Origin of the sequence: Thiocapsa sp. C2-2m, assembly GCF_041903745.1 — a bacterium.
Taxonomy (GTDB): domain Bacteria; phylum Pseudomonadota; class Gammaproteobacteria; order Chromatiales; family Chromatiaceae; genus Thiocapsa; species Thiocapsa roseilacustris.
This window is the reverse complement of record NZ_JBBWVD010000033.1, coordinates 49,940-70,705: the sequence shown is the minus strand read 5'-3', so window position 1 is coordinate 70,705 and position 20,766 is coordinate 49,940. Positions and strand designations below refer to the sequence as shown.

Annotated in this window: 22 protein-coding genes; 9 read left to right on the top strand and 13 right to left on the bottom strand. The window is 64.3% G+C overall.

Annotated elements, in window-relative coordinates:
* Positions 1 to 210 precede the first annotated feature (210 nt).
* From AADX97_RS22210 to AADX97_RS22190, 5 genes are all read right to left on the bottom strand, one after another.
* Complete coding sequence (locus AADX97_RS22210; RefSeq protein WP_374235449.1) at positions 211 to 1,959, bottom strand: alkaline phosphatase; 1,749 nt, start codon at positions 1,957 to 1,959, stop codon at positions 211 to 213.
* 444 nt (positions 1,960 to 2,403) lie between these two features.
* On the bottom strand, positions 2,404 to 2,538 hold the full coding sequence (locus AADX97_RS22205) for a hypothetical protein (RefSeq protein ID WP_374239321.1): 135 nt from the start codon (positions 2,536 to 2,538) through the stop codon (positions 2,404 to 2,406).
* Between the two features lie 89 nt (positions 2,539 to 2,627).
* Positions 2,628 to 2,846: a hypothetical protein gene (locus tag AADX97_RS22200; protein ID WP_374235446.1), complete on the bottom strand. Its 219-nt coding sequence runs from the start codon at positions 2,844 to 2,846 to the stop codon at positions 2,628 to 2,630.
* A 109-nt stretch (positions 2,847 to 2,955) separates the two neighbouring features.
* Positions 2,956 to 3,627 carry a ParA family protein gene (locus AADX97_RS22195; protein WP_374235445.1) on the bottom strand — a complete coding sequence of 224 codons (672 nt, stop codon included), beginning with the start codon at positions 3,625 to 3,627 and terminating at the stop codon, positions 2,956 to 2,958.
* A gap of 65 nt (positions 3,628 to 3,692) precedes the next feature.
* The gene (locus AADX97_RS22190; RefSeq protein WP_374235444.1) at positions 3,693 to 4,403 is read right to left on the bottom strand and encodes a class I SAM-dependent methyltransferase; all 711 of its coding nucleotides are present in this window, start codon (positions 4,401 to 4,403) and stop codon (positions 3,693 to 3,695) included.
* A 361-nt stretch (positions 4,404 to 4,764) separates the two neighbouring features.
* On the opposite strand from AADX97_RS22190, the gene AADX97_RS22185 reads away from it, so the two are divergent.
* On the top strand, positions 4,765 to 5,166 hold the full coding sequence (locus AADX97_RS22185) for an HIT family protein (protein WP_374235443.1): 402 nt from the start codon (positions 4,765 to 4,767) through the stop codon (positions 5,164 to 5,166).
* A gap of 160 nt (positions 5,167 to 5,326) precedes the next feature.
* Here AADX97_RS22185 and gloA read toward each other — a convergent pair whose 3' ends face one another.
* Positions 5,327 to 5,710: a lactoylglutathione lyase gene (gloA, locus tag AADX97_RS22180; protein ID WP_374235442.1), complete on the bottom strand. Its 384-nt coding sequence runs from the start codon at positions 5,708 to 5,710 to the stop codon at positions 5,327 to 5,329.
* Positions 5,711 to 6,084: 374 nt separating this feature from the next.
* On the opposite strand from gloA, the gene AADX97_RS22175 reads away from it, so the two are divergent.
* Together AADX97_RS22175 and AADX97_RS22170 are read left to right on the top strand one after the other, a co-directional pair.
* Complete coding sequence (locus tag AADX97_RS22175; RefSeq protein WP_374235441.1) at positions 6,085 to 6,288, top strand: cold-shock protein; 204 nt, start codon at positions 6,085 to 6,087, stop codon at positions 6,286 to 6,288.
* 125 nt (positions 6,289 to 6,413) lie between these two features.
* Positions 6,414 to 8,009: an ABC-F family ATPase gene (locus AADX97_RS22170; RefSeq protein ID WP_374235440.1), complete on the top strand. Its 1,596-nt coding sequence runs from the start codon at positions 6,414 to 6,416 to the stop codon at positions 8,007 to 8,009.
* A 377-nt stretch (positions 8,010 to 8,386) separates the two neighbouring features.
* On the opposite strand, the gene AADX97_RS22165 is transcribed toward AADX97_RS22170, so the two are convergent.
* From AADX97_RS22165 to AADX97_RS22140, 6 genes are all read right to left on the bottom strand, one after another.
* The gene (locus tag AADX97_RS22165; RefSeq protein ID WP_374235439.1) at positions 8,387 to 9,523 is read right to left on the bottom strand and encodes an ABC transporter permease; all 1,137 of its coding nucleotides are present in this window, start codon (positions 9,521 to 9,523) and stop codon (positions 8,387 to 8,389) included.
* 1 nt (position 9,524) lies between these two features.
* Complete coding sequence (gene rbbA / locus AADX97_RS22160; RefSeq protein WP_374235438.1) at positions 9,525 to 12,278, bottom strand: ribosome-associated ATPase/putative transporter RbbA; 2,754 nt, start codon at positions 12,276 to 12,278, stop codon at positions 9,525 to 9,527.
* Positions 12,242 to 13,327, bottom strand: coding sequence for an HlyD family secretion protein (locus AADX97_RS22155; RefSeq protein ID WP_374235437.1), 1,086 nt, complete (start codon positions 13,325 to 13,327; stop codon positions 12,242 to 12,244). Before AADX97_RS22155 ends, rbbA begins: the two co-directional genes overlap by 37 nt.
* Positions 13,328 to 13,580: 253 nt before the next feature.
* Complete coding sequence (locus AADX97_RS22150; protein ID WP_374235436.1) at positions 13,581 to 14,270, bottom strand: hypothetical protein; 690 nt, start codon at positions 14,268 to 14,270, stop codon at positions 13,581 to 13,583.
* Positions 14,171 to 14,590 (bottom strand): DUF4124 domain-containing protein, encoded by a 420-nt coding sequence (locus AADX97_RS22145; RefSeq protein WP_374235435.1) that lies wholly within the window; start codon positions 14,588 to 14,590, stop codon positions 14,171 to 14,173. Before AADX97_RS22145 ends, AADX97_RS22150 begins: the two co-directional genes overlap by 100 nt.
* 173 nt (positions 14,591 to 14,763) lie before the next feature.
* A complete protein-coding gene (locus AADX97_RS22140; protein WP_374235434.1) occupies positions 14,764 to 15,159 on the bottom strand; it encodes a cupin domain-containing protein in 396 nt (131 codons plus the stop codon).
* A gap of 405 nt (positions 15,160 to 15,564) precedes the next feature.
* On the opposite strand from AADX97_RS22140, the gene glpK reads away from it, so the two are divergent.
* From glpK to AADX97_RS22120, 4 genes are all read left to right on the top strand, one after another.
* Positions 15,565 to 17,076 carry a glycerol kinase GlpK gene (gene glpK, locus AADX97_RS22135; RefSeq protein ID WP_374235469.1) on the top strand — a complete coding sequence of 504 codons (1,512 nt, stop codon included), beginning with the start codon at positions 15,565 to 15,567 and terminating at the stop codon, positions 17,074 to 17,076.
* A gap of 292 nt (positions 17,077 to 17,368) precedes the next feature.
* A complete protein-coding gene (locus tag AADX97_RS22130) occupies positions 17,369 to 18,124 on the top strand; it encodes a hypothetical protein (RefSeq protein WP_374235433.1) in 756 nt (251 codons plus the stop codon).
* A gap of 102 nt (positions 18,125 to 18,226) precedes the next feature.
* Positions 18,227 to 18,409: a hypothetical protein gene (locus tag AADX97_RS22125; protein WP_374235431.1), complete on the top strand. Its 183-nt coding sequence runs from the start codon at positions 18,227 to 18,229 to the stop codon at positions 18,407 to 18,409.
* A gap of 63 nt (positions 18,410 to 18,472) precedes the next feature.
* Positions 18,473 to 18,805: a PP2C family serine/threonine-protein phosphatase gene (locus AADX97_RS22120; protein ID WP_374235430.1), complete on the top strand. Its 333-nt coding sequence runs from the start codon at positions 18,473 to 18,475 to the stop codon at positions 18,803 to 18,805.
* A gap of 56 nt (positions 18,806 to 18,861) precedes the next feature.
* Here the strand turns inward: AADX97_RS22120 and AADX97_RS22115 are convergent, their stop codons facing one another.
* Complete coding sequence (locus AADX97_RS22115; RefSeq protein ID WP_374235429.1) at positions 18,862 to 19,854, bottom strand: hypothetical protein; 993 nt, start codon at positions 19,852 to 19,854, stop codon at positions 18,862 to 18,864.
* A gap of 127 nt (positions 19,855 to 19,981) precedes the next feature.
* Between AADX97_RS22115 and AADX97_RS22110 the strand changes: the two genes are divergently transcribed.
* Positions 19,982 to 20,308: a hypothetical protein gene (locus AADX97_RS22110; protein ID WP_374235428.1), complete on the top strand. Its 327-nt coding sequence runs from the start codon at positions 19,982 to 19,984 to the stop codon at positions 20,306 to 20,308.
* Between the two features lie 151 nt (positions 20,309 to 20,459).
* Positions 20,460 to 20,744, top strand: a complete 285-nt coding sequence (locus AADX97_RS22105; RefSeq protein WP_374235427.1) for a type II toxin-antitoxin system Phd/YefM family antitoxin — start codon at positions 20,460 to 20,462, stop codon at positions 20,742 to 20,744.
* Positions 20,745 to 20,766 lie beyond the last annotated feature (22 nt).

Sequence of the window (20,766 nt, the reverse complement as noted above, 5' to 3'; positions counted from 1 at the left end):
TTGTCCATGCCCGCTGAGTTGGCGGAGGATGAGATCGATACTGAGAGGCTGTCTAGGATCTCAAGACCTGATTCGACAGAAGTCGAGCCGGCTTCCAGTTGGCTGGAAGCCGGTGCCACGAACAATGCTTGTCGAGCAACAGGTCGTCCCCGTCCGGAGCGGCCGAGCCGACGTCGGCGCCCTTGAGCCGGGGTGACCGTCAATCGGTCTTTATTGTCGGCAAAAGCGCAACGGTCTGCTCATGATGTCCAACGTCTTCCGCGGGGCGAACCAACGTCCGTTACCTTCGTTCGCCTTCGGGGCGTAGACGACGAGACCCTCGAGCGGGCAGGTCAATGTTCCTCGCGAGTGCTTAAACAGCATGAAGTCCTTGTTCGCGGGCAAAGAATAAGGGCCCATCCGAAGCACAGGGTTGTTCGGATCGCTGCGCTCCGTCACGGCCTTGGCCTTGGTATCGACCAGGTCGACGAACAGCGTTTGGTTGAGTCCGTCCGGGTCGCTCAGGCTCAGGTTCAGACCGAACTCCTTTGCCACGAACCAGGCGAGGTCCGTGTTGTCGATGTGTCCGACCGGAGCGTTGGTGCCGTAGCTCCAGAAAGGGAGATCCTCGCCGGAGTGTCCGTGGCTCGTCCAACCCAGGACCGTATGTCGCTCGCTGACGACCTTGGCGATGGAATAGCCATAGCCGTAGACGTCCGGATCCTTCTCATAGGCAATGATCTCCGCGGCATCCTCATCGCTCAGCCCGATGCCCCAATACTGGAGGACGGCGACTTGGAGCTCCGCGGGGGTTGGATCCCTTCCTTCAGGGAGCGTTCCGGCAATGAACTCCGCCGTGGTCTGCATACCTTTGATGGGATCGAGCAGGTCTTCCACGGTGATATCGGTATAGGTCCAGTTTACCGAGCGATTCCCGAGTGCCAGGCCGCCGGTGTTGTGATCCGGCGCGGCCAGGAGCATGGTGCCGGGGTTGGCCTTGGCGAAGTCGAGCGCCACCCTGACCGCGTCATCGAAGGCTAAAAAGTCATGCAGCATGTATGCCGGATCGTTGGCGTGGCCCGCCCAGTCGATCTGGCTGCCTTCGACCATCAGGAAAAAGCCGTTCTCGTTCTTCGAGAGCAGCTCGATCGCCTTCCCGGTCATTTCGGACAGCGTCGGCTCATTGCAAGCCTGCTCGTCAGCTTGCTCACACGCATATTGACGATCGATGTCCGGCATCATCGCCGACTTGGCGAACAGCCCCCACGCCTTGCCGCCCGTCAGGGCAGTCAGCTCGGCCTTGGTCTGCGCCCACTGATAGCCGCGAGCCTTGAGCACGTTCAGGAGGTTCTCGCCGTCGGTGCGGGAACCGTCGGGTGCGGGAAGCAAGCGGTCCCATCCGCCGCCGAAGACGACGTCGAGGTTCTGGTACACCAGTTGCTCTGCGATGTCGTTCTCCAGGCTGCGGGAGTCTACGTGTGCAGCATAACCGGCCGGGGTCGCGTGGGTCACCCGCGACGTCGAGATCAGACCCGTTGCCTTGCCCTGGCGTTTAGCCCCTTCCAACACGGTCGCGAGCGGACGGTAAGAGAACCAATTCCATTTTTCTGCGTCGCTGGCCCCGGGAACCTCGGCCGGAAGCCTGTAGGTGCTGAGCGCGTTGGCCTCGATCGGGCCGACGCCGATGAACTTGTCGGTCGTTTTGTAGCCGGTCGCCATCGCGGTCCCCGCCGGCGCGGAGTCGGTGGTGATCGAATTGACCATCCAGGCGGCCATGGTCCCGGCGCCCATCTCATCCAGCGCGAGGGGTTCGCCGCGGTACCAGCGGCCCAGGGTCTGAATCGACTGCGACTGGCCATCCGGAATCAGGATGATGATGTTCTTGACCTCGGCGGCCGAGGCGGCGCCGGCAAACTGAAGGCCGGCAGCAAGCGAGAGGGACAGGACTCCCGAAAGCAGGAATTGGTGTTGCGTGTACATGATTCACTCCCTGTAGGGTTCCGAAAATCAAGGCACTGAAGGTGCCTGCCCTGTGGATAGATCGTCTGAGCCCCATCGGCCGCTTCCGCACTCGAACAACGACGACGGGCGCATTGCTGCAACGAGGCGAAAGAAGATGCCCCGTCACCACGGGCCGAATAGTCCGCTTACCGGATTGCAGATCCTTGGCGACGCGATCACGAGAGAGTGACGATTCGCGGTTTCTTGACTTCGGTCAACTCGTCGGCCATCAGCACACCGATGGGTTGATTGATTCGGTGTCGAGACGAGGGTGTGCTGGGTTACGCGCCGGACACGGCACTCGGACCCGCCCCGTCATCAACCCCGGCAGCGTACCCGAATCCACGGCAGGTCCGCCGAGATGCGGCCGGATCGCACCGGGTCGACACGACAAAGCTTCACCTGCGGACGGACCTCCCGGTCTTACTCCAGGTCACCGACCTGCTGCCCTTCCGATGGCGTCCAAGACTCCAGATCGAACAGGGGCTCTTCCTGGAAGCGGGGCTCGGTCTCGACCATGAAGACCTCCCGGGCCGTTCCGCCGAGCAGCATATCCAAGGGTGATCGGCCGTAACCGGCAAAGACCCGCAAACCCTGCCACTCGGTCGCCGAGGCATCGACGAAGACCTGCTCGAACCGTCTGGTTGTCAGCCGAACCCCGCCCTCTCACCCAGCTCGACGCCTCCCTGCGGCCCAAAATAGCGCCTGACAATTTCAGAAGGCGTTGCTTGCGCCACAGACTGTTGGCGTTTCTCGCAAATCAGACGCCGAACCATTTCTTCCATCGAGATGCCTTGCCGCGCGGCTTCTCTTTGCAGCCATTCTTTGTCCGCTCGATCGATCCGGCGCACTTTGACGATGGCCATAGCCTCCTCCGGTGATTGACACGAACGACGCATCGGGCTAATGCAAGCATCCACTGCATGCAAGATGGAATGGATGATGAACGGACCACAGTCTCCGGGCTAAAAGCCTTCAGGCCAGTCGGATTCCCGTTGATCGAACCAGCGTCCCGATAAGAGTCGCAAGGCTGCCCGGCGGCTCCCCGCCGGTGAAGAGCGCCGGCCAGGCGTCGTCGCACGGGATGGCCTCGGGAAGAAGGTCGAGGCCCAGGTCGGCGATCGCCGCCGCGAAGGGCGCAAACGCTTCGTCGCCGACCTGGTTGAAGACGACGCTGACCGAGAGCCGAGACCCTTCACGATGAAGATCCGCGACGAGATCGGCGACGGACTCCAGCGCCCACACATCCGGCCAAGCCGGGCGGGTGGGGACCAAGAGCCGATCGACGCCGGCGAGGATCTCCATGACCTCTGGGCTGACGGTCGGCGGGCAATCGACCAGGACGGCATCGAAGCCTTGAGCGCGCTCGGCCCAGTCGCGCCAGAGCGCGAACCCGCTATCCGCCCGCACGGCGATTCCGAAGCGGTCGGCGAAGCGCTCGCCCCAGGCCGCGGCTGTACCTTGAGGGTCGGTGTCCAGAAGCAGCACCCGGTCACCGCGCTCGGGCGAGTGCCGTTGCACACCAGCGTCCGGAGCCGAACCGCCGGCCAGACGCACAGCGCAGCCGATGGCGAGGCTGGTCTTGCCCGTTCCGCCCTTGCGATGCCAGAAGGCGATACGCGGCGGAGCCACGAGGGCTGTGCTCATGACGCCGAGGCTCGGTTGATGCGGTCCGGATGGAGCGATCGGATCATGGTCGGCTCATGTTCGGCTCAATCGACCCGCCGCAACAGGTCGATCCGATGCGGCTTCCACAAGCGCACGCCTTGCGGTGTCAGATGGCGCTCGAAGGCCGCGCGGATCTCGGCCAGGCGTGCGGCATCGAGATTTCGCTCGCTGTGGGTTACGTCGATGAAGCGTGCGGCGAAGCTCTCCCAGTCGGGGTAGATGCCTTCGGACTCGAAGAAGACCTCCTCTACCAGCTCGAACAGCCCTGCATCGACGGCATGCCGGAGGGCCTCGAACGCGGCCTCGCGGACCAGACGCTCGTCGTCGATCAGGCGCATGACGGCGTTGAAGTCGCCCCAGTAGACGGGCTCGGAGACATAGAGCAAACCGCCCGGGACGAGCACGCGATGGATCTCGCGCAGCGCTTGATCCATGGCCGCGACCGGGACATGGTGGAGCGACTTGAGCATGACGACGAGGTCGTAGCTAGCGTCCGGATCCGCGATCGACTCGGCGCCGCCGTAGCGAAAGGTCACTTGCGGCAGATCCGCGATCGCGAGGTTGCGCGCGTGCTGGATGCGATCGACCTCGGTCGCCGTGATCCGGGCCGCGCCGAGCCGGGTGGCGAGCGCATGCGTCATGTAGGCGGCGCCGCAACCCAGCTCCAGGACATGGCGGTCGCGCACCTCGATCAAGTTGCCGATGAGATCGACCTCCTCGCAACGACGGTAGGCGTTCGGATCGTTGATCTGCATGATGTGACGTGACTCCTCGGGTAGACGATGTCGATCGGGTCGGTTGTCGGACCACGCCTGTGATTCCTTTGTGCGATCTCTCACGGAGACACGGAGTGCACAAGGAGGATGCCGTGTTTCTCCCTGTCTCCCTGTCTCCCTGTCTCCCTGTCTCCCTGTCTCCCTGTCTCCGTGTCTCCGTGTCTCCGTGAGAGGCTTTCCGAGCCGAGACGCGGACGCCGATTTGTCCGAATCGGCGGCAGGCGGCAGGCGGCAGGTAGATTACGAAAGCCGACTCGACAGGGCATCCCCAGCGCATCACCTTCTAAGCATCCCGGCCTGATCGATTGCCGCCCTATGGTTTCAACGGAGCCCGATGGTCATGACCGACTTCATCCTGCATCCCCAACTCCTTGCCGATTGCCATCCACTGGGTCGATTGTCCGCGAGTCACCTGCTCCTGCATCGCAACGCGGCCGTGCCCTGGCTGATCCTGGTTCCGGAGACCGACTTGAGCAACCTGTTGGATTTGCCGATCGGGCAGCGCGACGCCGTCCTCGTCGACTGCAAGCGCGTCTCGGACTACCTGACGGCTGTTCTGGGATGCCCCAAGGTCAACGTGGCCTGGATCGGCAATCTGGTGCCGCAACTGCATGTCCATGTCGTCGGCCGAAGCCCTGCCGATCCCTTCTGGCCGAAGCCCGTTTGGGGGCAACTGGAAACGACCCTGGCCTACACGCCAGCCGAGGTTGACACCTTCAAAGCCGGGCTTGTGGGCGACTGAGGTGATTGTGGAAGAGCATCCACCAATCAGGGGCGACTCAGATCGCCCTTCCAGATCTGGCAGACATACGAAGTCGTGACGCTTGGTCCCCGAAATCACTTGAGAGCGACCGCGCGGCTCGGTGCAGCGGGTCAGGAGAGCCGCGAGTCCTTGAAGCCCGCTACCTTACGCCGATCAGCTCGATCGGGTAGCCGTCCGGGTCTTCGACGAAGGCGATGATGGTCCTGCCGGCGTTCATGGCTCCGGCATCGCGGATGATCTTGCCACCCTTTGCCTTGATCCGGTCCGTCGCCGCGTAGACGTCGTCGACCTCGATGGCGATATGGCCGTAGCCGCTGCCCAAGTCGTAGTGCTCGACGCCCCAGTTGAAGGTCAGCTCGATTACGGTCTGCTCCGACTCGTCGCCGTAGCCGAGAAAGGCGAGTGTGAACTCGCCGTCGGGATAATCCTTTTGACGCAGGAGCGTCATCCCGAGGATCTCGGTGTAGAACGCGATGGAGCGCTGCAGGTTGCCGGTACGCAGCATGGTATGGAGGATTCTCATCCGGGTCGCCTATTGGTCGTTGTCGAAGGGCAAAATGATCTCACATCATCGGACGCCTGCCGTACCCGGTCGAGACGCAGAGCGTCTCGGGACCCGCCACCGATGTTATGTTGCGTCCTCCCGAAACCCTTTGCCGGCAGTGCGTGTGACGCCGTTGTCCAGTTGCTGCGCGTTTTACCAAAGAAAGACAAAAGAAAGACCGAAGAAAGACCTTGAAAAACGATTCAGTATTGGGCATCATGCCCCCCGTGCAGTGCTTCATTGTAGTATTTCGGTTGTTACTCCTCTCCGCGTGACGTGGCAGATCCTTCCGTAATCTCCCGATAGTCGCCTGCATATGTACACACGTTTCGTTAAATCAGAGAATACCGTAAATGGCTACAGGCACAGTTAAGTGGTTCAGTGACGAGAAGGGCTTCGGCTTCATCGCTCCTTCCGACGGCTCCAAGGACGTCTTCGTCCATCACAGCGCCGTCCAAGGCAGCGGCTTCAAGTCGTTGGCCGAGGGACAAAGCGTCACTTACGACGTCGAGCAAGGCCAAAAGGGCCCGAGCGCGACCAACGTCGTACCGAAGTAAAATCAGCCGCCAGGTGCTTGCCACCTGAGCTAAAAAGGCCCCGCCTCCAGCGGGGCTTTTTTCGTTTGATGTCCGTCGAATGTCGGCGGCCCGCCCCTCTATTCAGTCTCTTGCGGAACCCTGCTTTGATCTCCACAGCCAACATTACCATGCAGTTCGGCGGCAAGCCGTTGTTCGAAAACGTCTCCGTAAAGTTCGGCGGAGGCAATCGCTACGGCCTGATCGGCGCCAACGGCTGTGGAAAATCCACCCTGATGAAGATCCTGGGCGGCGATCTGGAGCCGAGTGCGGGCAACGTCTCGGTCGAGCCCGGCAAGCGGCTCGGCAAACTGCGCCAGGACCAGTTCGCCTTCGAAGACTACGGGGTGCTGGACACCGTCATCATGGGCCACGAAGAGTTGTGGCAGATCAAGAAGGAGCGCGACCGCATCTATGCGCTGCCGGAGATGAGCGAGGACGACGGGATGGAGGTCGCGCACCTAGAGGTGCATTTCGCCGAGCTGGACGGCTACACCGCCGAGGCGCGTGCCGGCGAGCTGCTGCTCGGCCTGGAGATTCCGCTGGAGCAGCACGAAGGCCCCATGAGCGCCGTCGCACCCGGCTGGAAGCTGCGCGTGCTGCTCGCCCAAGCGTTGTTCGCGGATCCGGACATCCTGTTGCTCGACGAGCCCACCAACAACCTCGACATCAACAGCATCCGCTGGCTCGAAGAGGTGTTGAACGCGCGCAACAGCACCATGATCATCATCTCGCACGACCGGCACTTTCTGAACAGCGTCTGCACCCACATGGCCGACCTTGACTACGGCGAGCTGCGCGTCTACCCGGGCAACTACGACGAGTACATGACCGCGGCCAGCCAAGCGCGCACGCGTCTCTATTCAGACAACGCCAAGAAGAAAGCCCAGATCGCCGAGCTGCAGACTTTTGTCAGCCGCTTCTCGGCCAACGCGTCCAAGGCCAAGCAGGCCACCTCGCGTCAGCGCCAGATCGAAAAGATCAAGCTCGAGGACATCAAACCCTCGAGCCGGGTCAACCCCTTCATCCGCTTCGGCCAAGACAAGAAACTTTATCGTCTGGCGCTGGAGGTCGAGGGCCTTGCCAAGGGCTACGACGGCACGCCGCTCTTCAGCGGTCTCGACTTGACGGTGGAGGTCGGCGAACGGGTGGCCATCATCGGTCCCAACGGCATCGGCAAGACCACCCTGCTGCGCAGCCTCGCCGGCGACCTGCCCCCCGACGGCGGCGAGATCAAATGGTCGGAGAACAGCTCCCTGGGTTACTTCGCACAGGACCACGCGGCCGATTTTGCCGACACCACCAGCCTCTACGACTGGATGGACCAGTGGAAACAGCCCGGCGACGACGAGCAGGTCATCCGCGGCACCCTGGGGCGGCTGCTGTTCTCACAGGACGAGATCAAGAAGCCCGTGAACGTGATCTCGGGCGGCGAGCAGGGCCGCATGCTCTTCGGCAAGCTGATGCTGCAGAAGCCGAATATCCTGCTGATGGACGAGCCGACCAACCATCTCGACATGGAGTCCATCGAGTCGCTCAACACCGCGCTGGAAGACTACCCGGGCACCCTGATCTTCGTCAGCCACGACCGGGAGCTGATCTCGTCGCTCGCGACCAGGATCATCGAGCTGACACCCCGGGGCGTGGTCGACTTCCGCGGAAACTATGAAGACTATGTCGAGCGCGAGGTCGCTGCGGCTTGAGTCTGTCTCTGAATCGTGCGGTCATCTTAGAGAATCTCCGAAATTCGACTCCCGGTGGTTTGTGCTGACGACAGGAAGCACAACCTCCGCCGACGGCTGGTTGTGCCTCGCACGGCTCGGCACAACCTACGGCCGAATTCGTCGATCGGCCGCGCCGTCAAGGCAACTTCAAGAAAGCTCGGTGCCCGTAGGTTGTGCTGACGATAGGAGGCACAACAGCCTCCGACGGTTGGTTGTGCCTCGCACCGCTCTGTATAGCGGTTTCCGAAGGTCATCTCACTTGTGATTGCGCAGATGGCGTAGTGATCTCGGATCAGCGGGCTGCGCCTTGAGCCGGATAAACGCTGTTTGCCACCGCCGGCAGGCGGGACGGCAGATCACAGCCGACTGAGACTCACCGTCTGCCGAAAGCGGGCCAAGGCCGCAGCGAAGGCCAGCACCCCAAGCCCCAAGGTCGCGGCCAGGTGCGGCCAAACCAGATCGAGCCCGGCGCCTCGAAAGACGACGGACTGGACGAAGGCGACGAAGTGGGTCGTCGGCGAGACGAGCATCACCCGTTGCAGCAGCTCGGGCATGGCATCGAGCGGGGTGTTGGCGCCCGAGAGCATGTACATCACCAGGAACACCGGGATGGAGAGCAACCCGAACTGGGGCATGGTGCGGGCAAGGGTGGCGAGCAGGATACCCAGCGCGGTAAGCGAGAAGAGGTAGATCCCGAGCCCGAGCACGAAGAGTCCGAGCGAGCCTGCATTGGGCACCCCGAGCAGCCCTTGGACGATCACGACCAGGGCGAAGGTGGCCCCCAGGAGGATGACCAGCCCGTTGGCCCAGACCTTGGCGAGCATGATCTCGGCGGCGGTGAGCGGCATCACCAATAGATGCTCGATGGTCCCGTGCTCGCGCTCGCGGATCAGCGCCGCCCCGGTGAGCACGATGCCGAGCAGGGTGACCATGTTGACGATCTGCATCACGGACATGAACCAAGCCGACTCGCCATTCGGATTGAAGGCGAGCCGGATTACCGCCCCCACGGCCGGCGCCTCCATCGGTGAGGATTCCGCGCGATCGCCTCGGAAATAGAGCAGCGGCTCCTCGACCAGCACCCGCTCCAGATAGCGCGCCCCCGCACCGGCCATGGCCATGGCGGTCGCATCCACGATGACCTGCACGGCCGGGCGACGCCCCTCCGAGGCATCGGCCTGAAGGCGCGGCGGGATGTCGATCACGAAGGTGTAGCGACCCGCGTCCATGGCCGCGTCGATCTCGTCGAGCCCGATCGGCTCGGGTGTCTGGAAATAGGGCGGGAGCAGGGTTTCCGTCAGGCGTACCGAGAGCTGCGAGCGGTCCTCGTCCACCACCGCCACGGACGCGTGCTCAAGCTGGAGCTTCACCCCGCGGGACGGGGCGATGATGGCGAAGGTGAAGGCGTAGATCATCAAGAAGACCAACACCGGATCGTAACGCAGGCTGATCAGCTCCTTGAGCCCCAAGCGGTAGACGTTCGCGAGCCGCATCTCAGCGCTCCCGGGTGCGCAGCAGGGCAAGCCCGAGCAGGAAGAAGGCGAGCCCGAAGGCCGCAAGCACCAGATAATCCAGCCACAGATCGCCCAAGGTCAGCCCCTTGGTGAAGCTCCCCACGCTCACGTGATTGAACCAGGCGCTCGGGAAGCCGTAGCCCATGATGCGCGCAGGTCCGGTCAGCGCGGAGACCGGCACCAGCATACCGGAGAAGAGGATGGTCGGAATGGTGCTGACGATGGCCGTCCCGAAGACGGCCGCGATCTGGGTGCGCATAAAGGTGGACATGAGGAGCCCGAGCCCGGTGCTCGCGAAGACGAACAGGACCGCCCCGAGCGTGAGGCCGACAAGACTCCCGGCAAGCGGCACTCGAAACAGGAAGAGCGCCATCAGGAGCAGCATCAGGTAGCTCAGGAGCGCCAGACCCACGTACGGGAGCTGCTTGCCGAGCAGGAACTCCCCGCCCTTGGTCGGGGTCGCGTAGAGGTTGGTGATGGAGCCCAGCTCCTTCTCGCGCACTACGCCCACGGCGGTCATGGTGGCCGGGATCATGATGAGCAGCAGCATCAGGATCCCAGGCACCATGGCGTAGACGCTTTTGAAGTCTTGGTTGTAGCGAAAGCGTGTCTCGACCGTCACCGGAAATGCGGACAGCCCCGCGTATGCGTCGCCCGCCAAGGTCTCCAGATAGCCTTGATGCACGCCCTCGGCATAGCCGCGAATGGTGTCGCCGCGGAAGGGGATGGCTCCATCGATGATGAAACCGACCTCGGGCCGGGCGCCGCGTTGCACGTCCCGGCCGAAGCCCGGCGGGATCTCGATCGCCAAGGTCAGCCGGCCGCTCTCGAGCCGGCGCAGCATCTCGGCGGCATCGACCGGAGGCGCCTGCTCGGAGAACCAGGTCGAGCCGGCGAAGTGCTCCAGGTAGTCCCGACTCGCCGGGGTGCGGTCGTGGTCGAGCACCGCGTAGGCGATCTCGTCGACGTCGAAGGAGATCCCGAAGCCCATCGCGATCATCAGGATCGCCGGCCCGAGCAGCGCGAAGGCGAGACGGATCGGGTCGCGCCGAAGCTCGGTGCCCTCGCGCCGGGTATAGGCCCAGAGCCGACGCGGCGAGAACCCGGGGGTACGCGCCGGCTTGCGCGGCGGCCGGGGGAGCACGGGGTCCTGCCCTGTCTGCAGCTCGGCGGCGGCCTCCTCGCCCGCGTCCGCCGCACCCTGCTCCATGGAGGCGATGAAGGCGTCCTCCAGCGTTGCCGCACCCTGCCGGGCCTTGATGTCCGCGGGTGTGCCCTCGGCGAGCACCCGACCGCCGTGCATCAGCGAGATGCGGTCGCAACGCTCGGCCTCGTTCATGAAGTGGGTGGAGATGAAGATGGTCACCCCTTGCTCGCGCGAGAGGATCAGGAGCTGCTCCCAGAAGCGGTCTCGGGCGATCGGGTCGACCCCGGAGGTCGGCTCGTCCAGGATCAGGAGCTCGGGCGCATGGATCACCGCCACCGCGAGCGACAGACGCTGGCGCACCCCGAGCGGCAGCGACTCGGCGCGGGCGTCGATCACGCGTGCGAGGTCGAATCGCTCGGTGAGCTCAGCGATACGCGCGGGGATGCGCGGCGCGGGCAGCCGGTAGAGCCGCGCATGCAGGTCCAGATTTTGGCGCACGCTGAGCTCGCCGTAGAGCGAGAAGGACTGGGACATGAAGCCCAGACGGCGGCGCAGCGCCGTGTCTTCCGCATCCACCGGCCGGTCGAAGACCCACGCCTCGCCCTCGGTGACCGGCAGGAGGCCGGTCAGCATCCGCATGGTCGTGGTCTTGCCGCTGCCGTTGGAGCCGAGGAAGCCGAAGATCTCGCCCTTGTGGATCGAGAGGCTGACACGGTCGACCGCCGTGAAGTCCCCGAAGCGCCGGGTGAGACCCTCGGCGCGGATGGCGGGCGGCCCGTCCCCGTCGGGGGTGCGAGGAGGCACCACCAGGCGCCGATGACCGCCGCGGCGCTCCGCGGGAAGCAGCGCAACGAAGACCGACTCCATGTCGCGCTCGCCGGTGCGCGCGCACAGCTCACGCACGGTACCGACGGCCAGCACCCGGCCGGCATCCATCGCCACCAGGGTGTCGAAACGCTCGGCCTCCTCCATGTAGGCCGTGGATACCAGGATGCTCAGGTCCGGACGACGCCGCCGCAGCCGGTCCATCAGCTCCCAGAAACGGCGGCGCGAGAGCGGGTCGACCCCGGTGGTCGGCTCGTCGAGGATCAGCAGCTCGGGGTCGTGGATCAGCGCACAGCAGAGCCCGAGCTTCTGCTTCATCCCGCCGGAGAGGTGCATCGCCGGACGCTCGGTGAAGGGTGCGAGGCCGGTGGCCGCCGTCAGCTCGGCGATGCGCTCGGCCCGGGTCGCCCTGTCCTGCCCGAACAGACGACCGAAGAAATCCAGGTTCTCACGCACCGAAAGGCTCGGGTAGAGATTGCGACCGAGGCCCTGAGGCATGTAGGCGATGCGCTCGATCACGGCGTCGCGCGCGCGGCGCTGCCGCAGGTCATGCACGAGCACCTCGACCCGACCGGCCTGGATCTGCCGTACCCCCGCGATGATCCCGAGCAGGGTCGACTTGCCGACCCCGTCGGGCCCGATGAGACCGGTCAGCCGTCCGGCGGTCAGCTCGAGCGCCACCTCCCGGAGGGCGTCGACACCCGGATAGGCGTGGCTCAGCCCGCTTAGTCGGACGACGGGGCCGGCGGCATGCTCGGCCATAGCGATGACCTCGGGGGCGGCAATCTCGATTCCAAATGCTCGGGCCAAAGCGCGTCGGGGCTGAGCTGTACATAGGCGATGCCGGGGAGCCCGGTCTTCACCAGCGTCTCGTAGCGCGCGAGCAGCTCCGGGTCGACCCGGACCTTCACACGAAATGCAAGCGACTCGCGCACGCTCTGCGTCTCGACCTGTTTGGGCGTGAACTGGGCACGCGGGGCGACGAAGGAGACCTCCGCGGGGACCACGTACTCGGGGGCGGCATCCAAAACGATCCGCGCCGGCGCACCCAAGGGCACCCGTCCCGCCGCCGCTGTCGGCAGGAAGATGACCATATAGACGTCGCCGAGGTCAAGCAGGGTCAAGACCTTGCCGCCCACACCCAGCACCTCGCCCGGCTCCGCCAGTCGGTAAAGCACGCGTCCGCCGCGGGGCGCCTTGAGGGTGCTGTCCGCGATGTCGACCTCGACGCGCTCGATACCCGCCTGCGCCGCCTCGATCGCCGCCTCGGCCGCGACCACCTGCACGCGAGACGCCCACAGGGCCGCCTCGGCGCTGCGCACGCCGGTGCGTGCCTGATCGACCTGCTCTTCCGAGACGAATTGATCGGTGCGCGAGAGTCGCTGCAGCCGGTCGAGGTCGCGGCGAGCGAAGTCGAGCTCGCTCTCGCGCTGCTCCACCACCGCAAGTGCATGCTGGCGCTCCTGCTCGGCATGCCGCAGCTCGGCGCGGACCTGGCGCTGCTGGGCCTGCAGGGCATCGGTATCGAGCACCGCGACGACCTGCCCCGACTCGACCCGATCGCCTTCCTGGACCCGCACCTCCGCCAGCCGCCCGGCCAACTTGGTGGCGACATCCACCTCGATCGCCTCGATCCGACCGTTGCCGACGGCAAAGCCATCGGGGAGTGCGGCATCGCCCAGCAGACCTCGAACCGCGCCTGTCAGCGTCTGGAGGTTCCCGCCGAGGACAAGGATCCACCCCGCCGTAGCGACGGCGAGGACGGCGACGAGAATCGCCGCGGCAAGAAGCCAGCGACGGTCTGTGCTCATGTAACGGTCCCGAGTCATCCGGGCGACTGCGCCCGATGCGATTCTACGCCTTGGCACCGATGGGTTTCACCGGATCGCCCGCAGAGCGAGTTACCGATCGCTTTTAGGAATCTCTCACGGAGGCACGGAGGCACGGAGGCACGGAGGCACGGAGGCACGGAGACTATAGCGATTTCCGAGAACAGGCATCCCGACCGCACATGCCTGGAAGGCATCTAGGGTTCCTTGACGAACAACTTTCTGCGCGCGTGAGTCAGATGAGGCCATGCAGCCGCAGTCGGCGCAGATCGTAGGTCATCCGGCCGGGTGAATAGACCGCGAGCGGCAGCCCCAAGGCCTGCGCCATCCAGGTGCGCATCCCCGCATGGCGGAAGCCCTCGGGCAGGGTGAGGAACAGGCACAGGGCGGTGAACAGCGCCAAGACCCGCGGATCGTCCAGGTGCAGCCCGGGGGCGCGTTGCCCGCCGACCACCTGCGGTTGGGTGACCTGATCGAACACCTCCTCGGCCAGAAGACAGTCCTGGCTGAGCGTCTCGACCTCGAGCAAGCGACGGTTGGCGGCAAAGCCGATGGCCCGCAGGGGGGGCAGGTTGTTGAGATTCCGTCCGATGCCGAAGTCGTGGGTGTTGTTGATCGTGGTCTCGGTGCGCAGGGCGCGGCCTTCCTTGAAGCACTGCTTGATCTTGGAGGCTTTGTAGCTGACATGCAGCGAAGGGATAACCCCTTGGGATGGTGCAGCGGTCCTCGTCCCAGTTCCAATCCAGGGTGTAGCGGCAGCCGTGCGCGGTTCTCGAATCCAGCCCTTGCGGCAGGGGATGATGGCGTCCCTGTTGCCGCCCCCGGTTAATCCTTGCCGATCACCGTCCGGGTCTTTTCGCGCAGGGGGTTGATCTCCGGCGGAATCGCTCCCCGGAGCGTCGCGTTCCGTTCTTCGATCAGCCATTTTTGGTAGATGAGCGAGGTGTTCGTCCGCGGGGGCTGCTCTTTGGCAGGTTCTTTCGTTCGCTGCCGATCGAGCCGGGTTGCCGGAGGTTGCGCCGTCGGATACAGGTTCACGTCGGGTTCCCGATCGGGTGCGGCACCCGCCGGTTTGCCGGCGATGTCCAGCGTCTCCGCGGCTGCATCGTGAGGGCAGGCGACGTCACTGAAGGAGACTTTCCCGTCCTTGCTTGTGCATTTGTGTATTTCAGCTGGGGTTGGTGGCGAGAACCCGCAAACGGCGATGGCGAAAATCATGAGGCAATCTTTGTAGCGTCCCGGCATGTCCTTGCTCCTGGTTTGCAACTGAGGAACGGCTCAAAAAAGTAAAACAACTCGACGAGAGAGCACCTTTGGCACGGTTGTCGTTGTCGTTCTCGATTACGACAACGACAACGACAACGATTCGATTCGGTGCTCAACTTATTTCCGGCACCTGATGAAGTGTTCTGACCGCGCTATTCACTCCTGGCCGGGCGATAAATCTGAACGGTTTCCTGCTCGTTGGCGTTGTTGCGTGCGACGATGGCGAGTGCGGGCTCGGTGTCGCTCAGATTTCTGGGTTGGTGGGGTACACCCGCCGGAATGAAGATGAAGTCACCTTCGTCGTTGACCACGGAGTGCCGGAGATTCTCACCGTAGCGTGTCTCGACACAGCCCTTGAGCAGATAGATGGCGGTTTCGAACCCCAAGTGCAGATGGGGCTCGGCCTCGCCTGCGGGCGGGATCACCACCAGGTTCATCGAGATCCCCGCGGCACCGGCTGTAGCCTCGGAGATGCCTACGAAGTTGGGCAGCCGCTGCAGCGTGTCGGTGGGATACTCGGGGCGGACCGTTACGATCTTTGCGTTCATCACTTGGGTTGCCTCTGGTGGTTCGCTGATGTTACGTCGGTCATTGGGTTCGCGACCTGCAGGGAGAAGGCGGGCAGGTCGCCGAGGAACATGGATCGCAGGGTCGCGCAAGGGTTGTACACCAAATGACCTCGCCCGGGAAGAGACAGGCTATAGGTTCGCGACTCGTGGGATTGCTGGCAAGCGGCCGGCCGCCGCGCGGACTAGACTCAAACGAACGCGAAGACCGGGCGGCAGGGTCGGATGATCGGCCTCGCGCAGCTCGAGATCATTCAGGCACTCCTGCCGGCGATTGGCCCGGATTCCGGCCCGAAGCGATCGGGCGGCCGCAACCCCGACCCCAAAGAAGCGGCGACGACAGGGATGTACAGACGTCACACCACCACCGGAGGCGAGCGTCGAGCGATGAATAGTGGCTATATCCTCTCTATTGATCAGGGCACCACGGGTACGACCGCCTTGATCTTTGATCGCGCCGGTTTGGTCCGCGCGCGTGCCGACTCCGAGCTCACCCAGCATTACCCCAAGCCGGGCTGGGTCGAGCACGATGCCGACGAGATCGTGCTGATCACCATGAAGGTGATCTCGGAGGCCTTGCGTGCCGGCGGTGTCTCGCCCGACGAGATTCAAGCCATCGGCATCACCAACCAGCGCGAGACGACGGTCGTGTGGGAGCGCGCATCGGGCCGTCCGGTCGGGCGCGCCATCGTCTGGCAGGATCGGCGCACCGCACGCTATTGCGACGAGCTCAAGTCACGCGGTCTGGAGGCGATGGTTCGCGCCAAGACCGGACTGGTTATCGATCCTTACTTCTCCGGCACCAAGCTGAAGTGGATCCTCGACCACCAACCGGGGCTGCGCGAGCGGGCCGAGCGCGGCGAGATCTGCTTCGGCACCATCGACTCCTGGCTGGTGTACCGGTTGACGGGCGGTCGGGTGCATGTCACCGACTATTCCAACGCCTCCCGTACCCTGCTCTACAACATCCGCGACCTGGAGTGGGACGCGGAGCTGTTGGCGTTATTGGAGGTCCCGGCCGCCATGCTGCCCGAGGTGCGTCCCTCCTCGCAGATCTACGGCGAGACCGATCCGCAGATGTTCTTCGGCACCCGCGGCATCCCGGTCGCAGGAATCGCCGGGGATCAACAGGCGGCCTTGTTCGGCCAAGCCTGTCACAGCCCGGGGATGGCGAAGAACACCTACGGGACCGGCTCCTTCGTGCTGATGCATACCGGGACCGAGGCGGTGGCGAGCGATGAGCGCCTGCTCACGACCATCGCCTGGGGTGTCGGGGACGAGCCGGTGGAATACGCGCTCGAGGGTGCGATCTTCGTCACCGGCTCCGCGGTGCAGTGGCTGCGCGACGGACTCGGCATGATTCGTCATGCCTCCGAGACACGCGAGCTGGCGCGATCGGTACCGGAGAACGAGGGGGTCTATTTCGTGCCGGCCCTGGTGGGACTCGGTGCCCCGCATTGGGATCCCTATGCGCGCGGTTTGCTGATCGGGATCACGCGGGGGACAACCCGGGGCCATGTCGCGCGTGCGGTGCTCGAGAGCATGGCGTATCAGACGCGCGACGTCATCGAGGCGATCGAGCGCGACTCCGGTATTCAGCTCAAGGAGCTCCGCTGCGACGGGGGTGCGGCGGAGAACAATGTCCTGATGCAGTTTCAGGCCGACATCCTGGGCGTCAATGTCGAGGTCCCTCGGATCACCGAGACCACGGCGCTCGGCGCGGCCTATCTCGCCGGCCTCGCCGTCGGCTTCTGGGCGAGCCGCGAGGAGATCGCCGAGAAGTGGGCGTTGGATGTGCGCTATCACCCGCGCTTCGACGCGGCCAAGCGCGAGCGTCTGTTCAAGCGCTGGCACAAGGCCGTCGAGCTCTCCAAGGGCTGGGCGCTCGATGACGATTGATTCGGCCGTCGGCGTTCGGACCAGACCAGACGCGATTCATCCGACGGAGCAGGCCGTAGGTTGGGCAAAGCGCAGCGTGCCCAACTGCTCCCCGCGAGACCGCCGCTGACATTATTGGACGAACAAGCTCGTTCCTCAATTTCGCCGGACATCGATGGGGCTAAACGAAGGGCCATAGGGTTCAGTTTTACGTTGTGCGTTGGGTAAAGAGATATTAGATCATCACTTTGTAGGCGCGATGTTTGTTCAATCGTCGGCATCGTAGAGCCTTAAGAACTCTCAGAAACCCACCATGTCAATCGCCGACACCCTGATCAAGCAAATCCTCAGCAGGGTGCCGATGCACGGCAGGGAGCTTCCACCGGCCGTGGATGAGCCGCCGGACGACGGTGTGCTTCCTGCCGGACTTTTCGACGACGCGCCCGACCTGGAGGTGTTCCGGGAAAGGGAGCCCGACACCGGGCCGGAGTTTCCCGATCATGCTGAGTCGATCGCCCTGCTCGGCACCTACCAGTGGATGGGTAGCCCCGGCATCATCAGTCTCTACCGGGGAAATATCGAGGCATTTTGGAAGAGTCTGATCCGCGATGCCCAACGTCGCTTTCCGTTCATCACCGGGACCGATGCCGAGCGGGTTCTTCGGTTGCTGGTCATCTCGGTCTATCAGCACGAACGGTTCCATTACGTTTGCGACTTCTCTCGGCGCTTGGTCGGCGGATCCTTCGACCGTTTGCACGAGGAGGCGCTGGCGGTGGCTTGGGAGTGGCAGTGGCTCAGGTCTCAGGACCGCTGGAACGCGTTTTACGGGATGATGCATCCGACCCTGCGACGTTGTGTCGTTCACGCGATGTTCGACCGGCGCTCGCCGGGGTATCGGGATTGGCGAAACTATGCCGAGCTGACCGTTTTTCACGATGCGGCGACGGCCTATCTTTATCCGGCGGCGGTGCAGACCTTCGCCGGCACGTCGTTCAATTTCGCGGCCTGGGCGCTGGCGCATATTCCGGATGACGGGAATCGGGCCTGGGATGAAAGGATCGTGCCGTGACGATGGGTCTGCGGTCGTTGCTGCCGCGTCATCGCGGTCGATCGCGCGCATGGCCCCGCTTGAAAAGTCGCCTCTCAGTTGCGGCCTACCGGAGATCGGCAAGTGAATCACGGTATCGGGCTCGCGTTTGCGCAACACCGTGGCCTGCTCGCCCGCGATCAACAAAATGCGCTCTTGGTCGCGGGTGCTGTGAGTCAATCTCCCGATCTTCGCACGCGCTCGGTTGTCTCCGAGAGTCGGGACGGACTCTGCGCGGTCGCCGACGGCGTCGCGATCAGCCCCTAGCCCCAGCGGGCAAGCCGCACCGTGCTCGAGGCCCTGTGCGAAATCGGCCAGGAGCATGACGATTTGCTGCAAGACGGCTGGATCGGTCCGCGTCTGATTCGCCGGCACGACCATCCGGCGTTGTGCCGAGCGCTTGCCGGGGATCGGCGCACCCGCGGCTCGGCGTGCACCTTGGCCCTGCTGCATTGGCGCCCGGGTGATTGGACGCCGGACGATACCGTTCTGATCTGCACGGACGGTCTGCACGACACGCTGGGGCAGGATGCGTTGGAAGCGCTGTTTCGCACCGAGCGCCCGCTGGAGGCGCAGGCAGCGGTTTTTCTCGATGCGGTGTTGGCGGCGGGTGCGCCCGACAATGTGTCGCTGATCTTGGTGCGAATCGCGAGGCCAGTCTAAAACCCGTCGTCAGGAACGCCATCAAACAGCGCATGTGGCGCCGGGCGCGGTTTCACCTAATCCCCGACCACCGTCAAGCTAAGCAGCCGCTCGCCGTGGCCTCGCGTCGGGTCCGGAAAGGGAATCAGCAGTAGATCGGTGTTCGGAGGAAGCCGGTCGGTCAGTAGGGTGTTCAGGACATCCCATTCGTCGATCGTGAACTGCAGGTCGGTGTGGAGCCAGCCCAGGGCGCCTTGGCTGCGTGTCGACACCAGATCGGCGCAGGCGTCGGAAATGGCGGCGGTGCGCTCGTCGGGTCGCGTCCAGCGCACTGCCGTGGCCCGGGCGCGCGGTCCCGAGGCGAGGATGGTGTGCACATCGACCGGGTCGCAGCAGATCATCGCCGGTTGAACGAAGGGCAGACCGGGCAGCATGGCCTCGATGAGCGCTGCGGCATCCAGATCGCCGCACGCCCTGCCCACCTCGATGACCGGGCCGTCCAGGATCGCGCGCCAATCGGGATCGAGACCCTCGGCCGCGGTGTCGAGGACGACCGCCGCGCGCAGATAGACCTCGGGTGCGGCCAGGTGCCGGGTCCAGATCGGGGCATCGCGTCGCGCCCGATCATCCGAGGGGTCGATCAGCAGCAGGGCGCTGGCGCATCTGTCCAGACGCAGCGCCAGCGCTTCGGCCGCTTGATGACCTTGGGTGGATCCGGTGCGGTACAGAGCGCAATCCGCGGGGATGGCGATCCGCTCGGGAAGGCGATCCAGGATGCGTTCCGCCGCGGGACCAAGGGCGATCACCAAGGGGTGAAGGTGCGTGTCCCAGTCCTCGAGGAGGTCGCGCGCGGCGAGGCTTGGATCGGTGCCGACGGGGAGCCATGGGGCGAGACCGGGGGACAGTTGCGCCCGAGCTGCCGCCGCAAGGAGGCTCGGCAGGCGGTCGAAGACCGGGGTGAGCGGTTGGACCGTCGCCGCACGGTCGACGGCCTCGGCAAGGGTCCATTGGCCGGACAGCCCGAGCGCGCCGGCGGCGCCCATCGCGTGGATGAAGGTTCTGCGTTTCATTGCTGGACGGGCCTCACGAGCATCTGAAGGGTTTGATGCCGGGCATGATCCGGGATTTTACGACAGGTCATGTCGCATCCCTGCGGCATTGTCCGAGGTTTCGACACCACGACACCGGAGTGCATCCATGTCCCTCATCGCGACCCTCAGATGCGCGCTTCTCGGCGCGGCTCTGTTGCCGCTCGCCGCGTCGGCAGATTCGACGTTGACGGAGCAGCCGATCGCCAAGTCGGGCAATTGTCCGAGCGGGTACAGCACCAGCGGCGCCTATTGCAAACCCGACGCAACGGCCCGTGCGGCGTTGGAGAAACGCGGATCCTGCCCGAGCGGCTATTCAACGAGCGGCGCCTACTGTCTGGCGGGCACGCAGGCGCGGCCGGCAGTGCCCAAGATCGGCGCCGGGTGCCCGTCGGGCTGGTCGAGCAGCGGGGATTATTGCCTGCGGAATCGTTGAGCGGAGGGGGCAGGGTTCGCGAAGCTGTCGCGTCGCTTTGTCCGAAATCGGAGGTATAACCTTCGGACCCTATCATCATGACGGTTGACGACCCAGACTTGGACAAGCATCCTGACGTAAGTCTAAGCTTCTACCGAATAAGGGTATTTCAATGAGCGAATCCATCCTGAGCCTCAGCGAGCTCAAGGCCGACGCCAGTCGGCTGCTGGACCAGCTCCGCGCGGATCCGGCAACACTCGTTTTGACCCAGAACGGGCGCGCGCGCGCCGTGGTCGAGGACTACGAGCAATACCAGGCGCGTCAGCGAGCACTCGTGATGCTGAAGCTGATGGTGCAGGGCGAACGCGACTTGGAGGCAGATCGGGTCATTCCGCAGGAGCAGGTCTTCGCCGATTTTCGGCGTCGGCTGGAAGCCGGCGATCCGGCCGATGACTGAGCGACGCGTCCTGCGGAGCCAA